Below are 16,449 nucleotides of genomic sequence, written 5' to 3'. Positions count from 1 at the left end.
CGAGGTGGGAGTCGGTCAGGAGCACGCAGCCGGCGTGGGCGGGTTGCCCGCGCCGGGCTTGTAGTTGGCCGGGCCGAGGTTGGCGTCGATGGCCTTCTGCAGGGAGCCGTCGCTCTGCATCTTCTTGATCGCGTCCGTGATCTTCTGGCAGAGGGCCGTGTCGCCCTTCTTGAGGCCGATCCCGTAGTTCTCCGTCGAGAACGGCTTGCCGACGAGCTTGAACTTGCCCTTGTTCTCGGGCTGGGCCGCGAAGCCGGCGAGGATCGCGTCGTCGGTCGTCAGGGCGTCGACGCCGCCGGTGGCGAGAGCGGGCAGGCACTCGGAGTACGTCCCGAACTCCTGCAGCTGCACCGTCTGGGCGAACTTGTCCTTGACCTTCTGGGCCGAGGTCGAGCCCTTGACCGAGCAGAGCTTCTTGCCGTTGAGGCTGTCCGGACCGGTGATCGAGGTGTCGTCGGCGCGGACGAGGAGGTCCTGGCCTGCGACGAAGTACGGGCCGGCGAAGGAGACCTTCTCCTTGCGCGCGTCGGTGATGGAGTACGTCGCCACGATGAACTTCACCTGACCGGTGGAGATGAGGTCCTCGCGCTGGGCGCTGGGCGCCTGCACCCAGGTGATCTTGTCCTCCGAGGTGCCGAGCTCCTTGGCGACGTACTTGGCGACGTCGACGTCCATGCCGGAGTACTCGGTGCCCTTCTTGAGGCCGAGGCCGGGCTGGTCGAACTTGATGCCGATCTTGAGCGCGTCGCCGCTGCCGGCGTCGCCCCCGCTGGTGCCGGAGCCACACGCGGCGAGCGTGAGCGCCAACGTCGCAGCCGCCGCAACGGCTCCGAGTCGTCGTGCCTTCATCTGGGTTCCTCCCTGAGTGGTTGCTCGCGGCACACGGTGCTGCGTGCCGCGCCCTGTCGCTAGGTCCGGTGGGTCTTGTGGGTCCCGGGTGTCAGTGCGTGAGGATCTTGCCGAGGAAGTCCTTGGCGCGGTCGCTCTTCGGGTTGGTGAAGAACTCCTGGGGCGTGCCGACCTCGACGATCTGCCCGTCGGCCATGAAGACGACGCGGTCGGCCGCCTTGCGGGCGAAGCCCATCTCGTGGGTCACGACGATCATCGTCATGCCCTCCTTGGCGAGGCCGACCATGACGTCGAGGACCTCGTTGACCATCTCGGGGTCGAGGGCCGAGGTGGGCTCGTCGAAGAGCATGACCTTCGGGCCCATGGCGAGCGAGCGCGCGATCGCGACGCGCTGCTGCTGGCCGCCGGAGAGCTGGGCGGGGTACTTGTCGGCCTGGGCCTCGACGCCGACGCGCTTGAGCAGGTCGGTCGCCTGCTTGTCGGCGTCGGCCTTGGACTTCTTGCGGACCTTGATCGGTCCGAGCGTCACGTTGTCGCGGATCGTCTTGTGCGCGAAGAGGTTGAAGGACTGGAAGACCATCCCGACGTCGGCGCGCAGCTGCGCGAGCGGCTTGCCCTCCTCGGGCAGGGCCTTGCCGTCGATCGAGATGGTGCCCGACTCGATGGTCTCGAGACGGTTGATGGCGCGGCAGAGTGTCGACTTGCCCGAGCCGGACGGTCCGAGGACGACGACCACCTCGCCCTTGCCGACGGTGAGGTTGATGTCGCGCAGCACGTGCAGGTCGCCGAAGTGCTTGTTGACGCCGTCGATGACGACCATGGGGTCACGAGGCGTGTCCGGGGTCCGATCACTCGGCGCCGCGGTGTCGGGTTTCACGTCGTCCATTCCGGAAACCTATCGGCTCCGGGGACCGGGAGGCACCCTCCGCGCCGGGCGTGCCCGAATCGTGAGGAGTGTCGTCGAACGAGGCAGACCCGATCTTCCGCCCGAGAACGGACAGGTCAGGCCCCACCGTGCGGTGGGGCCTGACACCAGCGTCCGAGCGTCGGGCTCAGGCGCCGCCCTCTGCTGCGGTCGTCGTCGAGGCCGTCGGCTCGCTCGAGGAGGTGTCGGTCGCCGACGCGATGGCGGTCGCGACCTCGGTCGCCGTCTTGAGCACCTCGGTGGCCGTGGCCGTGGCCGTCGCGGTCGGCGTGGGGTCGGCCGCGACCGGCGCGGCCGCCTCGCTCGTCGTGGACGGCGCCTCGGACGTCGGTGCGGGCGGGTCGCTCGTCGTGGCGGGCGGCGGGTCGCTCGTGGTGGCGGGTGGCGGGTCGCTCGTCGTGGTCGTCGACGGGGCGGAGGTCGTCGGCGGCACGGTGGTGGACGGCGAGCTCGTGGTCGTCGTCGGCGAGGGCTTGGTGCTCGTCGGGCTCGACGTCGTCGTCGAGCTGGGAGCGCTCGTCGTCGTCGACGGGCGGCTCGTCGTCGGCGTGCCCGTGGAGGTGCTGGGCTGCGTCGTCGTCGGCTGCGTCGGCGTGGACGTCGGCGGACGGCCACCGGTGCTCGTCTGGGTCGACGACGTCTCGGTCGCCTCGGGGATCGGCACGTCACCGTCCTCGACGGTGCGGATGACGCGGCCACCCTGGTCGAACACCAGGTGCGGGACGACGGCATACGGCACGGAGGCGGTGGCCGACGGGGCGAACCCCAGGTAGGGCGCGGGGTCGACGTAGCGGTCGTTGACGATGACGTCGAAGTGCAGGTGGCAGCCGGTCGACCATCCGGTCGTGCCGCTGAGGCCGATGACCTGGCCCTGCTTGACGTGCTGGCCCTCGGTGACGAGGAACTTCGACTGGTGACCGTAGGCCGTCTTCAGCGTCGGGGTGTGCTCGATGATCGTGCGCCCGCCCCACGACGCCGACACCCGGGCGTAGATGACCGTGCCGTCGGCGGCCGCGTGGATCGGGGTCCCGCAGGCGGCGGCGAGGTCGATGCCCGTGTGGAACATCGGACGGCCGAGCAGCGGGTGGATGCGCGGTCCGAACGGCGAGGTCTCGCCACCGGGCACCGGGTGGATGAAGAGGGGTCGGCCGATGATGGGGGCCGCGATGGCCTGGGCCGTGGCCGGCGCAAGGCTGATCGCGGGGAACATGAAGAGGCCGCCTCCGATGGCGGCCGAGAACGCCGAGTCGACCGGGGCCAGGGCGGCCGTGGGCGCTCCGACGACCGATCCGCGCATCTCCTGGCGGGCCTGCCCGACGGCGGCGACGGCGTCCTTCACCGCAGCGGGGGAGCCGGCCGCCAGCACGACCGAGGCGGTCGGGGTCTGGGGGGTGCTCCCCCCGAGGAACGGAAGCAAGGCGAACAACAACAGCATGGTCGCGAAGGGCACCAACCGACCGCTCATCCTGATGTTCAGGACGAACGGACCGCTTCGCTCATTGGCGTCTGTCACCGTCAAGCCACCCCCTCGAGGCACACCTGCTGTCACCATCGACACTCTCCCGACGGGCGAACCGCCGCAACCGGAAGGACCCCACGAACGCCCCCACGTCCTGACCGGCCGGTCCTGACCACCATAGGTCGACCGGTTGCGCATGGGGCGGTTCCCGGGAAAACCGGTCGAGAATCGGTGACGTATGTGACTGATGGGGACAATGTCCGTCTCTCGCGGGGCGATCGGGAATCGGGAATCCCCTCGGTTGGTTGGCGCTGGAGACCGTACCCCGAAGAGGAGATGGAGCCAGCATGACCCCGCAGGCAACCTGGATCGACGCCGTCCGAACGTCCCACGAGAGGCTCAGGGGAGTCCTCGACCGGGTCGAGCCGCAACGCTACGAGAGCAGTGCCTACCCCTCCGACTGGAGCATCGCCCAGGTCGCGTCGCACCTCGGCAGCCAGGCCGAGATCTTCGGCCTCTTCCTCGACGCGGGCCTCGCGGACGGGGTCGCACCCGACGGCGACGCCTTCAAGGCCGTCTGGGCCCGGTGGGACGCCATGGCTCCGGCCGACCAGGTCGCCGAGAGCGTCGCGGCCAACGACCGCTTCGTCGCCAGGCTGGAGGAGGTCGCCTCCTCCGGTGCGCCGTTCGAGGTCGAGCTCTTCGGCGGGCCGTCCGACCTCTCGGGCGTCGCCGCAGCCCGGCTCGCCGAGCACGCCGTTCACACGTGGGACGTCGAGGTCGTCCTCGACCCGGCTGCCACGGTCGGACCCGAGGCCGTCGACCTGCTCGTGGACCGCCTGCCGGGCACGGTCGCCTTCGCGGGCCGTCCGCCGGCGGACGCCGGGCCGACCTCGGTGGTCGTCGGGACCCGCGGGACCGAGCGCCGCTTCCGACTGGACGTCGATGCCGACGCCGTCCGCCTCCAGCCCGTGGAGACCGAGGCAGCGGCCGAGGCAGCCGGCTCCGGCGCTGGCACGGACGCGGCTGACGTCGTCCTGCCCGCGGAGTCGCTCGTCCGCCTCGTCTACGGGCGGCTCGACGCCGAGCACACCCCTGAAGGCGTCGCCGGCGCCGCGCACCTCCCCGCGCTGCGCCGGGTGTTCCCCGGCTTCTGACCGACGGGACGCGGTGGAGCCCGCCGGCCACGGGACCGGCGGGCTCCGACGTCCGCAGCACACGGCATACGCCCTGAGTGGGTGGCCGAGTCGCCGTCAGGACGTCGGGATCTTGCGGAAGGCGACCCAGGCGTCGTTCATCCGCTCGACCTGGCCCCGCGTGAACATGTCCATGCAGGAGTCCTGCGTGTAGTCCATGAAGTTGTGGATGGGGTCGGCGCCCGGTGCGGTGCACGTGTCGGCTCCTGTCGGGCAGTCGAACTGCGGCACGGCCTCACGGGGCGTGTCCGCCACGAAGTCGCCGCTCGCCGAGCAGCCGCCCTTGAAGGTGTGCTCGAGCATGAGCCAGTGACCGACCTCGTGCGTCAGGGTGTCGCCCTGGGCGTACTTGCCGGCCGTGCCACCCGGCATCGACTCGTCGAGCATGACGACACCGTCGATGAAGTCGCGACCGTTGTTGTAGCCCTTGGGGAAGTAGGACCAGCCGAGCAGGCCGCCGCCGATGTTGGCCGAGTAGACGTTGAGCGTCTCGGAGTTGCCGGTGTAGAGCGCCTTCTTCATGTCGCGCTCGGTCTTCCCGGGCGTCACGGTGTACCACCGCGCGTTGACCGTGTAGTCGATCCTGGTCAGGGAGAACCGGAACGGGGAGTTCGCGGCGTCGGGCGCCGTCCGCCCGCTGTAGGAGTCGTTGAGGACGGTCATCTGGGCCGCGATGAGCCGCTCCCAGCGTGCCTTCTCGGTCGTCGAGAGCGTGTGGTCCGAGACGACGTGGAAGACCGTGGGGATGTGGACGCTGCCGTTCGGCATCCGCGGAGCGTCCTTGATGACGCCGTATGCGTTGGCCTCGTTGGTGGAGTAGAGCTCGGGCTCCTTGGCCGTGCTCCCGGCGCGGACGCGCGCGAGGTCGGGCGCCGTCGCGCACGCGGCCGTGCCGGGTGACGGACGGGTCGGAGCGGCACTGACCGTGGCGCTCGAGGAGCCGACGGCGACGACGCTGAACGCGGCGGCGGCGACGGCCATCCAGCGCAGGGTGGGCTTGCGTGGCATTCGTGATCTCCCAGATGTGGTGGCCCGGAGCGTGCAGTCCTCGGAACCTACTCGCGCCGTGGCGGCCACGGGGCCTTGGCACCTGACGATCCGTGACCCCTCGAACGGTGGTCCTCGGGGCCTTCGACGACGGATCCCGTCGCACCCCTTGCGCCAATCTTGCGGAAACCACGGCATTTGGGGGGTTTCGATCTTGCAGTCCGCAGGGCACAGTGGTCGTTGTGGGGGAGGAAGGCCGACCGGACCGTGGGGGGACAGGTCGGAGCGTGACCGGCGGGAGAGCCGGTTGGGGTGAGGACGGGGCGGGTTCTGCCGGGGGAGTCGGCGGGACCCGCCCCGATCGCCGTCCCCGGCGACGGGTGCTGTCGCGCCACAGCGGGTGAGGCGGGCGAGACCCGACGGGCTCGGGGGCCGGTCGTCGTCCCGGGGTGCCGTATCTGTGCCGTTTGCTCGCAGGGTGCGCGCCCGCGGGGGACACTGGACCCATGGTCGCGCAGGCCCCTTCTCGGGAGGAGGGTCGGCGCGGACCAGCGGACGGCGAGACCCCAGTGGTCGACGAGCACGTGGCCCTACTCCCACCCCAGGGTCCCGTGCCGACCCCTCAGCGCCGTTCGGGTGCCGACCGGCCCGTGCGGGCCACTCGGTGCAGGACTGGCCGGCGGTGGTCGCACCCCGCCGGTCAGTCCCTGCCGCGTCGGGTCAAACCCGCAACCACTCAGCCGGCCCAAGCGGTCAATTCATACCGTGGTTCACCCGCTGATCATCGCCCCCGGCCTGGTCGCCGACCTCGATAGCGGGTTGCGGACCAGGCCGTCCGCCGGCCCGCCGGCCCGCCGGCCCGCCGGCGCGCCACCCGCACCTTGCCGCCGCGGGGCTGGTCGCGCCCGGGATGGCGGCGGCGCGCTCGGCCTTACCCGCCAACCAGCGGTCGACGTCGTGGATGGCGCTCAGCGGGGGGGACGAAGACATCACTCGATCGAGTGATGCACCACGCCGCCTAGCGCATGCCGGTTCCCCACGTCCAGCAGCCACGCTCATCTCCTTCATGAAGAGAGCGTCAAGGATCAGCCGAAGTAGCTGTCAACCATCACCCGAAACATCGTCAAGCATCAGGCGAAGCCCGAATGTCAACGATCAGGCGAAGTCATACACAGAGACGGGGTGGGGCAGCAGGGGCTTGAACCCTGGACCGACGGATTATGAGTCCGCTGCTCTGACCGGCTGAGCTACTGCCCCGGGACCGCCAGCGACCGGGCCGCTGAGATCGGTCGGAGTCTAGCGACCGGCCTGCAACCCGCGTGGAGGCGGGCGCGGTGGTCGCGGAGCCAACCTCTAGGCTCGCCCGTGACCATTCCCCTGGCACGTGAGGAACGACAGCATGAGTGACGGCATCCGCGTGGCTGCGGTCGACGACGTCGAGCCCGGCGAGGCGCTCGTCCTCGATGTCGCGGTCACGGCGACGGACGAGCCGATCTCGCTCTTCCGCGACGACGACGGCACGTACTACGCCCTCGACGACACGTGCTCGCACGAGGACGCCTCGCTCGCGGACGGCTGGGTCGAGGCCGGCGAGGTCGAGTGCCCACTGCACGCCACGCGCTTCTGCCTGAGCGACGGCAAGCCCATGTGCCTGCCCGCGACGAAGCCGGTGCGGACCCACCGGGTCGAGGTCCGTGGCGAGGAGGTCTACCTCTTCCCCGGTGTGCCCGCCGGCACCTGATCCGGGCGAACGCCACATATCGGGTCTCGAGACTGCTGGTGCCGATGTGTCCCGTGGTGCACAATGGGCGAGTGCTCGTGGTCGAGCACGATCGTCCGGCACCACCGAGTCAGTCCACCGAAGCATGAAGACGCAGGCGTTGGGGAAGACGTCCCTGCAACTTCAGGAGGTTCGGATGGCTGTCGCGATGCCGCGCACCACGACACGTGGGGTCCTGTTCGTACACGGGGCCCCCGCCGCGCTCTGCCCGCACATCACGTGGGCGATCGAGGCCGTCCTCGACGAGCGGGTGGCGCTCGACTGGGTCCAGCAGCCGGCGGCACCGCGGATGGTGCGCAGCGAGCTGTCCTGGACCGGCGCCCCCGGCACCGGGGCCGAGCTGGCCAGTGCGCTGCGCGGCTGGGACGGCCTGCGCTACGAGGTGACCGAGGAGCCGTCACCCGGCTGCGACGGGGCGCGGTGGTCCTACACGCCACGGCTCGGCATCCACCACGCCATGACGTCGGCGTCGGGCGACGCGGTCGTCCAGGAGGACCGTCTCCGCGAGGCGATCCTGCGCACGCGCGGCGACGCCGAGGCGCTCCAGGACGAGATCGACCTGCTGCTCGGCGTCCCGTGGGACGAGGAGCTCGAGGTGTTCCGCTACGCCGGTGACGGTGCCGCCGTGCGCTGGCTGCACAAGGTCGGCTGACCACCAGACGTCTCGCCCGCCGCGACCTCCAGCGCGGCGCTCGAGATGACGAGGGCCCGGGCGGTTCGTGCTCCCGGGCCCTCGTCGCGTCGTCGCGCGGAGGCTGTCACCCGGACGAAGCGCCACCTTCCGGAAAACCACTGGGCGACAGTCGCCTTCGCCTGTCATCATCGATCTGGCGTGCGACACCGTCCGCACGTCAACGCATCTCCAGTCCGCGAACACGAAGGACCTGTCATGGCAACGGGACTCACCACCAAAGCGAAGCGCAGCCTGTGCGTCGCCGATGTGGCCTACCCGTTCCCGGGAGAGGGCTGCATGCGGCGCCCTCTGGCCCAGCCATGGCGTCCCCGGCTGCGATCTCGCTGACGCGACGAGCCTGACGGCTCCGTTCATCGAGCCGCCCACCGGGATGACCCGGACGGGCGGCTCTTCTCGTGCCGCCCGTCGACGACCGACAGCAGCGACATCGAGACAGGCGGAGAGGAGGAGCGGTCATGACGCAGGTCGAGGTGTGGAACGCCGACGAGACCCTGCTGCACCGCGTGAGCGTGCGGCACGCGGTGCGGATGATCTGGCGCGGCGTCGCCACCCCAGTCGAGGTCCACGCGACGGAGCGGTTCGGCCCGTACCAGGTGCCGGTCGTCGTCCGGCTCGTGCGCTACGTCGAGCAGAAGTGGCTCTACTCACGCACCCGGGCGACCTACTCGCGTGAAGGCGTGCTGCTTCGGGACGGCCGCCGATGCGCCTACTGCGGTCGCCTCACGGCCACGACCATGGACCACGTCCTGCCCCGCTCGCGGGGCGGCGCGACCGGCTGGTCCAACGCGGTCGCGGCCTGCGAGCCGTGCAACCTCCGCAAGGGCGACCGGACCCCCGACGAGGCACGTATGCCGCTGCGCTGGGACCCGTACGTCCCCACGCGGGTGCAGCTGCACTTCGCCCGCGCCGCCCCGTCCAACGCCACGCACGTCACCACCGCCGGGAAGGAGCCCGCCAGATGACCAGGAACCGCACGACCCTTCGCACCCAGTCGCTCGGACAGCTCGGGCTCCGCCCGGCGCCCCGCGGCGCACCGGGTCTCGACGCGTGGATCTTCCGCGCGGCGTCGGAGCATCCCTTCGAGCTCGACGGCGCGGTCCCGCTCTGCGCGGCCGAGGACCCGGACCTCTTCTGGCCGGCCACCGAGGCGGAGGCGGAGCGGGCCAAGTCGGTGTGCCGCACCTGCCCGCTCGCCGCGGCATGCCTCGCCGTGGCACAGCGGCGCCTCGAGTGGGGTGTCTGGGGTGGCGAGCTGCTCGCCAAGGGGCGCCCGACGACCGAGCTGCCGGGCAACGTGCGCCCGACGGGACACGACGCGGCGCGCAGCGCCTGACACCAAGGCCGTATGCCGGGTGCCCCGCCCGTGCGGACGGCGCCAGCCCGCCGAGCCCCTGCCAGGCGGAGGGCTGTGTCGGTGGCGCCGTCTAGCGTCCGGTCATGTTGCTCGATCCGTCCCGACCCGAGGTTTCCTATCTGCTCGGACTGCTGCACACGGACGGATGGCACTCGGGGTGCGTCGACCACAAGGGCAAGGTTGGCATCGAGCTGCACGAGCGCGATGTCGACGTCCTGCATGAGATCAGGCGAGTCATCCCCTGCTACTCGGCTCTCAAGCGTCGTCGGCGTCGCACCAACTTCGCCGACGACTACGTCAGCTACCAGCTCCTGTTCTCCGACCAGGCCGTGCGGATCGAACTTGCGAGACTGGGTATGCGCCCGGGACCCAAGTCGCTCGACGTGGCGCCACCGAAAGAGTGCGGCTTGGTGTCGAGGGCATATCTGCGGGGAGTGCTCGATGGAGATGGGTCGGTGGGATTCACGCGGACGGGTGCTCCGTTCGTGAGCCTGGTGACCGCATCAGAGCCCATGGCGCGGTTCTTCGAGGACCAGGTCTGGCAGGTCTGCCGCGTAAGACGCTCGACACAGCGGAACACCCGTGACGGAGTGTTCAACGTGATGGTGACCAACGTGTCCGCAACGCTGATGGCAGGGCATTGCTGGCAGGCGGGGGACTGGCCGGTCATGGCTCGAAAGGCGAGCGCCGCGGCCGAGGTCGCAGCGTGGAAGCCCCCGCCCGAGAAGGCCGGTCGCTACGGCGTCAAGCGGGAGAAGTGGACGGCGGCCCAGGACGAGCTGCTGTTCTCACACCCACTTGCCGAGGCCGCGGAGATCCTCGGGCGCACCATGAAGTCGGTATCCGTGCGCCGATGGCGCCTCCGGCACGGCATCACGAACGGACACCAGAGTCCTGACCACCCTTGAGCAGTCAGGACTCTGGTTCCGGCGTGGCGATGAGTCAGATGCTGCGGACCGCCAGGGCGACGTTGTGGCCGCCGAAGCCGAACGAGTTGTTCAGGGCCGCGATGTCGCCGTCGGGCAGCTTCTGGTGCTCGCCCGTGACGACGTTGAGCGGGATCTCGGGGTCCTGGTCGTCCAGGTTGATCGTCGCCGGCACGAGCCGGTGGTAGATCGACTGGATCGTGATGACCGCCTCGAGTGCGCCCGCCGCGCCGAGCAGGTGCCCGGTCATCGACTTCGTCGCCGTCACCGACATGTTCTCGGTGTGGTCGCCGAAGGCTCGCTTGATTGCGTTGTACTCGGCCACGTCGCCCACGGGGGTCGAGGTGGCGTGCACGTTGATGTGGATGATGTCGGTCGGTGACAGGTCGGCCCGCTCGACGGCATACAGCATCGCGCGGCTCGCGCCGGAGCCGTTGGGCTCGGGGGCCGTGATGTGGTGGGCGTCGGCCGACATGCCGACGCTCGCCAGCTCGGCGTAGATGCGGGCACCCCGGGCGCGGGCGTGCTCCTCTGACTCGAGGACGATGACCGCTGCACCCTCACCGAGAACGAAGCCGTCGCGCCCGGTGTCGTAGGGCCGCGAGGCCCGGGCCGGGTCGTCGTTGCGCGTCGAGAGCGCCTGCATCGCGGCGAACCCCGAGATGGGCAGCGGGTGGACGGCGGCCTCCGTGCCGCCGGCGACGACGACGTCGGCCCGGCCGGTGCGGATCATGTCGATGGCGTAGCCCATGCTCTCTGCGCCGGACGCGCACGCGCTGACCGTCGTGTGGGCCCCGGCGCGGGCGCCGAGGTCGAGCGACACGGCTGCGGCGGGCCCGTTGGGCATGAGCATCGGGACCGCCAGCGGGTAGACGCGCCGGGGGCCCTTCTCCTTCAGCACGTCCCACTGGTCGAGCAGGGTCCACACGCCGCCGATGCCGGACCCGATCGCGGCGCCGAGGCGCTCGGGGTCGATCTCGGGGGCGCCGGCGTCGGCCCACGCCTCACGGGCCGCGATGAGGGCGTACTGGCTCGAGGGGTCGAGACGGCGCGTCTCGACCTTGGCGAGCACGTCGATCGGCGGGGTGGCGATCGTCGCCGCGAACGTGACGGGGAGCTCGTACTTGGCGACCCAGTCGAAGTCCATCGTGCGGGCGCCGGACCGGCCGGCGAGCAGGGCCTCCCACGTCTCCGTGGCGGTACCGCCCAGGGGCGTGGTGGCTCCGAGACCGGTGACCACGACGCGTCGGTCGCGATTGGACGTCATGGTGACGTGCTCCTCTGGGTCGAGTGGGGTGGTGTGGTGCGAGGGGTGGGTGTGACGGGAGTGCGGTGCCGCGGGTGTGCCGGCGTTGCGGCTCGGCCGGCGCCCGGTGGTGCCGGGCGCCGACCGGGTGCATCAGGACTGCGCGCCGGCGATGAAGGTGACGGCGTCGCGGACGGTCTTGAGGTTCTTGACCTCGCTGTCCGGGATGCGCACGCCGAACTTCTCCTCGGCGTTGACGACGATCGTCATCATCGAGAGGGAGTCGATGTCGAGGTCCTCGGTGAAGGACTTGTCCATCTCGACGGACGCGGTGTCGAGGCCGGTCTCCTCGTTGACGATCTCTGCAAGACCCTCGAGGATCTCCTGCTCGGACTGAGCCATCTGTCTGCTCCTTGTTCGTGTTGGCGGTTCGTGCTGGCGGTGGTGCTCGGGGCTGTCATCCGTCGTGGATGGCATTCCGTGGCCCGAATGACCCGTCGGGACCGGCGGGAGTGCTGGGACTGCCCGTGCTGGGAGTGCTCAGGGCAGCACGACGACCTGCGCGGCATACACCAGACCGGCCCCGAAGCCGATCTGCAGCGCCAGGCCGCCGCTCGGGATCTCCTTCTCCGCGAGCATCCGCGTCGTCGCGATCGGGATCGAGGCCGCCGAGGTGTTGGCGGTGGTCACGATGTCGCGGGCCACGGGGATGTCGCCCGGCAGCTTGAGCTGCTTGACCATCGCGTCGATGATGCGGATGTTCGCCTGGTGCGGGATGAAGGCGTCGAGGTCGTCGGCCTTGATGCCGGCCTTGTCGATCGCCTGCTGCGCCACCGGGGCCATGCCCCAGACGGCCCAGCGGAAGACCGTCTGGCCGGCCATGCCGATCGCGGGCCACACGTTCTTGTCGGCCTGGGCGGACTGCCAGGACTCGCGGACGTCGGTCCAGGCCTGCTTCTGCGTGATGGCGTCGCGCTGCGTGCCGTCCGAGCCCCACACCGTCGGGCCGATGCCCGGGGTGTCGCTCGGTCCGATGACGCAGGCACCGGCACCGTCGCCGAATATGAACGCGCTGCCGCGGTCGTAGGGGTCGGTGAAGTCGCTGAGCTTCTCGACGCCGACGACGAGGACGTGGTCGGCCGAGCCGCCCTTGACCATGTCGCTGGCCATGGCGACGCCGTAGCAGTAGCCGGCGCACGCGGCGGAGATGTCGAGAGCCGGGGCCGTCGAGCCGAGCCGCGACGCGAGCTCCGGGGCCGCGGCTGGAGTCTGGTAGGGGTGCGTGACCGTGGCGACGAGGACGAAGCCGATCTGCTCGGGCGCGATGCCCGCGTGCTCGAGCGCCTGGCGGGAGGCCGCCTCCGCCATGTCGATGACGCTCTCGTCGTCGGCGGCGTAGTGGCGGCTGATGATGCCGGACCGCTCGCGGATCCACTCGTCGCTCGAGTCGATCTTGTCGACGATCTCGGAGTTCATGACGACGCGGGCCGGGCGGTAGGCGCCCACACCCAGGATGCGCGAGTGGCGCGCGGCGCCGGTGTCGGCAAGGGTGCCGGTGCCCTTGGGCGTCGGCGCGGTGGCGCTGGGGGATGTCACGTGAGGCCTTCTCGAGGGGTGAGGGTTCAGGTGGGTCGTGGTGCGGCGCTGGAGAGGTCCGGTGCGGACGGGGTCTCCGTCGGACGGGGGTCTCTCCACGAGCGTGCCCCTGTCGGGGTCGGTGCGCCAGTCATCGGGTGCGTCAAGGTGCCGACTCGGTCGAAGGGGTCGCGTGGGTCGCGACGAGCGTGCGCGCTGCCTCGAGGTCGTCGGGCGTCTTCACGGCGAGGGTCTCGACCCCGGGCATGGCCCGCTTGGCGAGTCCGACGAGGGTGCCGGCGGGGGCGAGCTCGACCAGCCCGGTGACGCCGAGGGCGAGCATCGTCTCCATGCAGCGGTCCCAGCGCACGGGGTTGCTCACCTGGCGGACGAGGCGGTCGAGGGCGTCGGGTCCGTCGGCCACGGTGGCCCCGTCGGCGTTCGACAGCAGGCGCAGGGTCGGCGCCGAGGGCGTGACGTCCTCGGCCGCGGCGGCGAGCGCGTCGACGGCCGGGGACATGTGGCTGGTGTGGAAGGCGCCCGCGACCTGGAGGGGGATGACCCGCGCCTTGGCCGGGGGTGCCCCGCGGAGCGCCTCGACCTGCTCGAGGGTGCCGGCGGCGACGACCTGGCCCGCGCCGTTGATGTTGGCGGGCGTCAGGCCGTGGGCCTCGAGCGCCGCCAGGACCTCGTCGGGGTCGCCGCCGAGCACGGCTGCCATGCCGGTGGGGGTGACCGCACTGGCCTCGGCCATGGCCCGGCCGCGGGTCGCGACGAGGGAGATGGCCTGCTCGTCGGTGACGACGCCCGCGAGGGCGGTGGCGGTGAGCTCTCCGACGGAGTGGCCGGCCAGGACGGCGCCCGTGCCGGCGAGCTCGGCGTGCGACGCGAAGAGGGCCGAGGCCGTCACGAGACCGGCCGCGACGATGAGGGGCTGCGCGACGGCGGTGTCCTTGATCGTCTCGGCGTCGGACTCGGTACCGTGCGCGACGAGGTCGTGGCCGGCGGCCCGGCCGAGGGCGGTCAGCTGCTCACGCACGCCGTCGAGCTCGAGCCACGGGGCGAGGAAGCCGGGGGTCTGGGAGCCCTGTCCAGGGCAGACGATCGCTAGCACGGGGTCAACCTTTCCCGGTTACCGGTGAGGACCTCGCCACCGAATGTCACGAAGTCGTGGGGGATAGTTTGGAGGTTTCCTCCAAGGGAGAACGATCGGTCGTGCGTGGGCGCAGGCGAGGGGTCCGTGACAGGGCGCCCGGTCCAGCGTCGCCCGACGACCCCGCGCCGCCGGCTGGCGACGCGGCCGTGGCCGGGCCCGTCGGCGTCGCCGCGAGCCGGCCCAGGGCGAGCGCTATGCGCACGGCCCACGCCTCGCGTGGCGTCGTCAGGTCGTAGCCCGTGACGTCGGAGATGCGGCCGAGCCGGTAGCGCACGGTGTTGGGGTGGATGAAGAGCACCCTCGCGGTCGCCTCCAGCGACCCGCCGCTCTCGAGATAGGCCGTCGCCGTCTGGAGCAGGGGCGCATGACCGCCGCCGGCGAGCGGCCGGTGGATGCGGTCGACGAGGATGCGCCGAGCCGGGGGGTCGCCGGCCAGGGCACGTTCGGGGAGCACGGCGTCCGACTCGAGCACGCGTGGCGCGTCGGGCCACGCCGGTGCGGCCGCCAGCCCGCTCAGGGCGGCGCGCGCCGAGCGGCCGGCGGCGAAGAGGTGGGGGACCGTGGGTCCGAGCACGATCGGGCCCGGTCCGAAGCAGTCGGCCACGGCCTCCACGATGCGAGGAGCCTCACGGGTGCCGCCGAGGATCGCGATGAGCCGCGAGCGCTGGACGATGGCCAGTGCCTCGACCCCGTGCTGGCGTACGGCCCGGCGCAGGTCGTCGACCGCAGGGACCGCCCCGCCGGTCGCCGTCGGGGTGCTGCCGACGACGAACGTCACGTCGGCGAGCTCGCCCCAGCCGAGCGCGCTGGCCCGGGACTGCATGGAGTCGTCCGCTTCGCCGCGGAGCACGGCATCGACGACGAGCGCCTCGAGCCGGGCGTCCCACGCGCCCCGGGCCTCGGCCGCGCCGGCATAGACCTCCGCCGCAGCGAAGGCGATCTCGCGCGAGAAGCGCAGCACCGACTCGCGTAGCAGCTGCTCGTCGCCGGGGGCCGCGAGGCCCTCGACGCGCGACTCGACGACGTCGACGACGGTGCGCACGAGGTCGAGCGTCTGGCGCAGGCTCACCGAGCGGGTCAGCTCCTGCGGCGCGTTCGCGAAGATCGAGATCGCCGACGGCGGGTGGCTCTCCTCCTGGTGGAACCACGCGATGAACTGCGAGATGCCGGCCTGGGCGACGAGCCCGACCTGCGACCGCTCCTCCGCCGAGAGGTCGCGGTACCACCGCAGGTGCTCCTCCATGCGCTGCGACGCCAGGGTCGCGAGCTCGCCGGCGCTGCGCTCGACGGCGCGCGAGGTCGCCTCGCTCGGGTGCTGCCGCCGTCCGCTCACGGGGCCAGCCTAGGTCTCCGCCCACCCGGACTTTGTATGCCGCTCACAAAGCGGTCGTCAGCCATGGTCCGCCGACGGGGTCCGCTCGGGACGCGCGGTGTCAGTGCGCCGACAGGACGGCGGTGTGGCCGGCATACGTCCGCGGGCCCTCGAAGTGGGGGAGCGACTGCGCCAGCTCGGGCGAGAAGGTCGCGAGGTAGGCGCTCGCGGCCGCGTGGTCGGCGAAGGTCGCGCGGGTCTCGACGTCCCGCTGGGCGACGTGCTCGAAGTGCCGGCCGAGCACCTCGGCGGCGTTCTCCGACATGAACTGGGTGACGAGGGGCTCTCCGCCGGCCTCCCGGAGCAGGCCGGAGAGGTGCTCGCGGCCGTTCGTCGCGACGTGGAGCGTGCCGCCGTCGCGCAGGACCCGGCGCAGCTCGCGCAGGGTGCCGTCGAGGTCGGGCACGTGGTAGAGCATCCAGGCCGCGACGGCGCCGTCGCACGTGCCGTCGCCGAAGGGCAGCACGTCCGAGGAGGCGACCTCAGCGGTGACGCCCAGCGCACGGGCGGCCTCCACCATCGCCGGCGAGAGGTCGGTCGCGACGTAGTCGATGTTCGGCTCCTGGTCAAGGATCGAGCGGGCGAACTGGCCTGTGCCGCAGCCGATCTCGATGACTCGCCTCGGCCGGGAGGACAGCACGAGCGTCCGCAGGACGTCCACGGGAGACACGCCCTCCGGGCCGGGGCCCCACACGCTCCGACGCGTGCGGAGGTTGTCGGTGGAGGCGTACTGCCCGGCGACGTGGTCGCTCTCGGTGAGGTGGCTGGTCGAGTCCATGACCCGACACCCTAGCGACGGCCAACGGAGGGAACCCCGGGGCCGCCGAGGGGTGCGTGGGTCAGCTCGACGCGACCGACGCGAGCGCCCCGCCACCGGTCGAGGTGATCCCGGCAGCCGGGTGGCGGCCGCGATCACCTCCACCGGACTGG

Annotated in this window: 16 protein-coding genes and 1 tRNA gene; 6 read left to right on the top strand and 11 right to left on the bottom strand. The window is 71.4% G+C overall.

Annotation, left to right across the window (positions count from 1 at the left end; all coding sequences use genetic code 11):
• Positions 1-15: 15 nt before the first annotated feature.
• From ASD90_RS15795 to ASD90_RS15785, 3 genes are all read right to left on the bottom strand, one after another.
• The gene (locus tag ASD90_RS15795; RefSeq protein ID WP_056758559.1) at positions 16-849 is read right to left on the bottom strand and encodes a glutamate ABC transporter substrate-binding protein; all 834 of its coding nucleotides are present in this window, start codon (positions 847-849) and stop codon (positions 16-18) included.
• Positions 850-940: 91 nt separating this feature from the next.
• Positions 941-1,669, bottom strand: a complete 729-nt coding sequence (locus tag ASD90_RS15790; protein ID WP_157610886.1) for an amino acid ABC transporter ATP-binding protein — start codon at positions 1,667-1,669, stop codon at positions 941-943.
• Positions 1,670-1,901: 232 nt separating this feature from the next.
• Positions 1,902-3,224, bottom strand: a complete 1,323-nt coding sequence (locus ASD90_RS15785) for a M23 family metallopeptidase (RefSeq protein ID WP_056758552.1) — start codon at positions 3,222-3,224, stop codon at positions 1,902-1,904.
• A 356-nt stretch (positions 3,225-3,580) separates the two neighbouring features.
• Here ASD90_RS15785 and ASD90_RS15780 point away from each other — a divergent pair, with 356 nt between their 5' ends.
• Complete coding sequence (locus ASD90_RS15780; RefSeq protein WP_056758549.1) at positions 3,581-4,390, top strand: maleylpyruvate isomerase family mycothiol-dependent enzyme; 810 nt, start codon at positions 3,581-3,583, stop codon at positions 4,388-4,390.
• A 96-nt stretch (positions 4,391-4,486) separates the two neighbouring features.
• Here the strand turns inward: ASD90_RS15780 and ASD90_RS15775 are convergent, their stop codons facing one another.
• Both ASD90_RS15775 and ASD90_RS15770 read right to left on the bottom strand, forming a co-directional pair.
• A complete protein-coding gene (locus ASD90_RS15775) occupies positions 4,487-5,437 on the bottom strand; it encodes a zinc metalloprotease (RefSeq protein WP_056758546.1) in 951 nt (316 codons plus the stop codon).
• A gap of 1,162 nt (positions 5,438-6,599) precedes the next feature.
• Positions 6,600-6,673, bottom strand: a tRNA-Ile gene (locus ASD90_RS15770).
• Positions 6,674-6,815: 142 nt separating this feature from the next.
• Here ASD90_RS15770 and ASD90_RS15765 point away from each other — a divergent pair.
• The 5 genes from ASD90_RS15765 to ASD90_RS15745 all read left to right on the top strand — a co-directional run bounded on the left by ASD90_RS15765 (position 6,816) and on the right by ASD90_RS15745 (position 10,152).
• Complete coding sequence (locus tag ASD90_RS15765; protein ID WP_056758543.1) at positions 6,816-7,157, top strand: bifunctional 3-phenylpropionate/cinnamic acid dioxygenase ferredoxin subunit; 342 nt, start codon at positions 6,816-6,818, stop codon at positions 7,155-7,157.
• 175 nt (positions 7,158-7,332) lie between these two features.
• Positions 7,333-7,848 carry a DUF3145 domain-containing protein gene (locus ASD90_RS15760; RefSeq protein WP_082588777.1) on the top strand — a complete coding sequence of 172 codons (516 nt, stop codon included), beginning with the start codon at positions 7,333-7,335 and terminating at the stop codon, positions 7,846-7,848.
• Positions 7,849-8,345: 497 nt separating this feature from the next.
• Positions 8,346-8,852 (top strand): HNH endonuclease, encoded by a 507-nt coding sequence (locus ASD90_RS15755; protein WP_056758540.1) that lies wholly within the window; start codon positions 8,346-8,348, stop codon positions 8,850-8,852.
• Entirely contained in the window at positions 8,849-9,223 is a 375-nt protein-coding gene (locus ASD90_RS15750) for a WhiB family transcriptional regulator (RefSeq protein ID WP_056758537.1), read from the top strand. The genes ASD90_RS15755 and ASD90_RS15750 overlap by 4 nt, the downstream gene beginning before the upstream one ends.
• A gap of 104 nt (positions 9,224-9,327) precedes the next feature.
• Complete coding sequence (locus ASD90_RS15745; protein WP_056758534.1) at positions 9,328-10,152, top strand: LAGLIDADG family homing endonuclease; 825 nt, start codon at positions 9,328-9,330, stop codon at positions 10,150-10,152.
• A 34-nt stretch (positions 10,153-10,186) separates the two neighbouring features.
• Here the strand turns inward: ASD90_RS15745 and fabF are convergent, their stop codons facing one another.
• The 6 genes from fabF to ASD90_RS15715 all read right to left on the bottom strand — a co-directional run bounded on the left by fabF (position 10,187) and on the right by ASD90_RS15715 (position 16,297).
• On the bottom strand, positions 10,187-11,437 hold the full coding sequence (gene fabF / locus ASD90_RS15740) for a beta-ketoacyl-ACP synthase II (RefSeq protein WP_056758531.1): 1,251 nt from the start codon (positions 11,435-11,437) through the stop codon (positions 10,187-10,189).
• A 132-nt stretch (positions 11,438-11,569) separates the two neighbouring features.
• The gene (locus tag ASD90_RS15735) at positions 11,570-11,818 is read right to left on the bottom strand and encodes an acyl carrier protein (RefSeq protein ID WP_020145270.1); all 249 of its coding nucleotides are present in this window, start codon (positions 11,816-11,818) and stop codon (positions 11,570-11,572) included.
• A gap of 138 nt (positions 11,819-11,956) precedes the next feature.
• Positions 11,957-13,012, bottom strand: coding sequence for a beta-ketoacyl-ACP synthase III (locus tag ASD90_RS15730; protein ID WP_200958639.1), 1,056 nt, complete (start codon positions 13,010-13,012; stop codon positions 11,957-11,959).
• Between the two features lie 142 nt (positions 13,013-13,154).
• Entirely contained in the window at positions 13,155-14,105 is a 951-nt protein-coding gene (locus ASD90_RS15725; protein WP_056758529.1) for an ACP S-malonyltransferase, read from the bottom strand.
• Between the two features lie 46 nt (positions 14,106-14,151).
• Complete coding sequence (locus ASD90_RS15720) at positions 14,152-15,480, bottom strand: CdaR family transcriptional regulator (protein ID WP_056758526.1); 1,329 nt, start codon at positions 15,478-15,480, stop codon at positions 14,152-14,154.
• 100 nt (positions 15,481-15,580) lie between these two features.
• Entirely contained in the window at positions 15,581-16,297 is a 717-nt protein-coding gene (locus tag ASD90_RS15715; RefSeq protein ID WP_056758523.1) for a class I SAM-dependent methyltransferase, read from the bottom strand.
• Positions 16,298-16,449: the final 152 nt, after the last annotated feature.

Origin of the sequence: Terrabacter sp. Root181 (genome assembly GCF_001428505.1) — a bacterium.
Taxonomy (GTDB): Bacteria; Actinomycetota; Actinomycetes; order Actinomycetales; family Dermatophilaceae; genus Terrabacter.
This window is presented reverse-complemented; position numbering and strand designations above follow the sequence as displayed.

Coding starts and splice junctions, on each gene's coding strand:
- ASD90_RS15745 (WP_056758534.1), top strand. CDS start 9,328: ATGTTGCTCGATCCGTCCCGACCCGAGGTTTCCTATCTGCTCGGACTG.
- ASD90_RS15750 (WP_056758537.1), top strand. CDS start 8,849: ATGACCAGGAACCGCACGACCCTTCGCACCCAGTCGCTCGGACAGCTC.
- ASD90_RS15715 (WP_056758523.1), bottom strand. CDS start 16,297: ATGGACTCGACCAGCCACCTCACCGAGAGCGACCACGTCGCCGGGCAG.
- ASD90_RS15760 (WP_082588777.1), top strand. CDS start 7,333: ATGGCTGTCGCGATGCCGCGCACCACGACACGTGGGGTCCTGTTCGTA.
- ASD90_RS15765 (WP_056758543.1), top strand. CDS start 6,816: ATGAGTGACGGCATCCGCGTGGCTGCGGTCGACGACGTCGAGCCCGGC.
- ASD90_RS15735 (WP_020145270.1), bottom strand. CDS start 11,818: ATGGCTCAGTCCGAGCAGGAGATCCTCGAGGGTCTTGCAGAGATCGTC.
- ASD90_RS15790 (WP_157610886.1), bottom strand. CDS start 1,669: ATGGTCGTCATCGACGGCGTCAACAAGCACTTCGGCGACCTGCACGTG.
- ASD90_RS15775 (WP_056758546.1), bottom strand. CDS start 5,437: ATGCCACGCAAGCCCACCCTGCGCTGGATGGCCGTCGCCGCCGCCGCG.
- fabF (WP_056758531.1), bottom strand. CDS start 11,437: ATGACGTCCAATCGCGACCGACGCGTCGTGGTCACCGGTCTCGGAGCC.
- ASD90_RS15755 (WP_056758540.1), top strand. CDS start 8,346: ATGACGCAGGTCGAGGTGTGGAACGCCGACGAGACCCTGCTGCACCGC.
- ASD90_RS15780 (WP_056758549.1), top strand. CDS start 3,581: ATGACCCCGCAGGCAACCTGGATCGACGCCGTCCGAACGTCCCACGAG.
- ASD90_RS15795 (WP_056758559.1), bottom strand. CDS start 849: ATGAAGGCACGACGACTCGGAGCCGTTGCGGCGGCTGCGACGTTGGCG.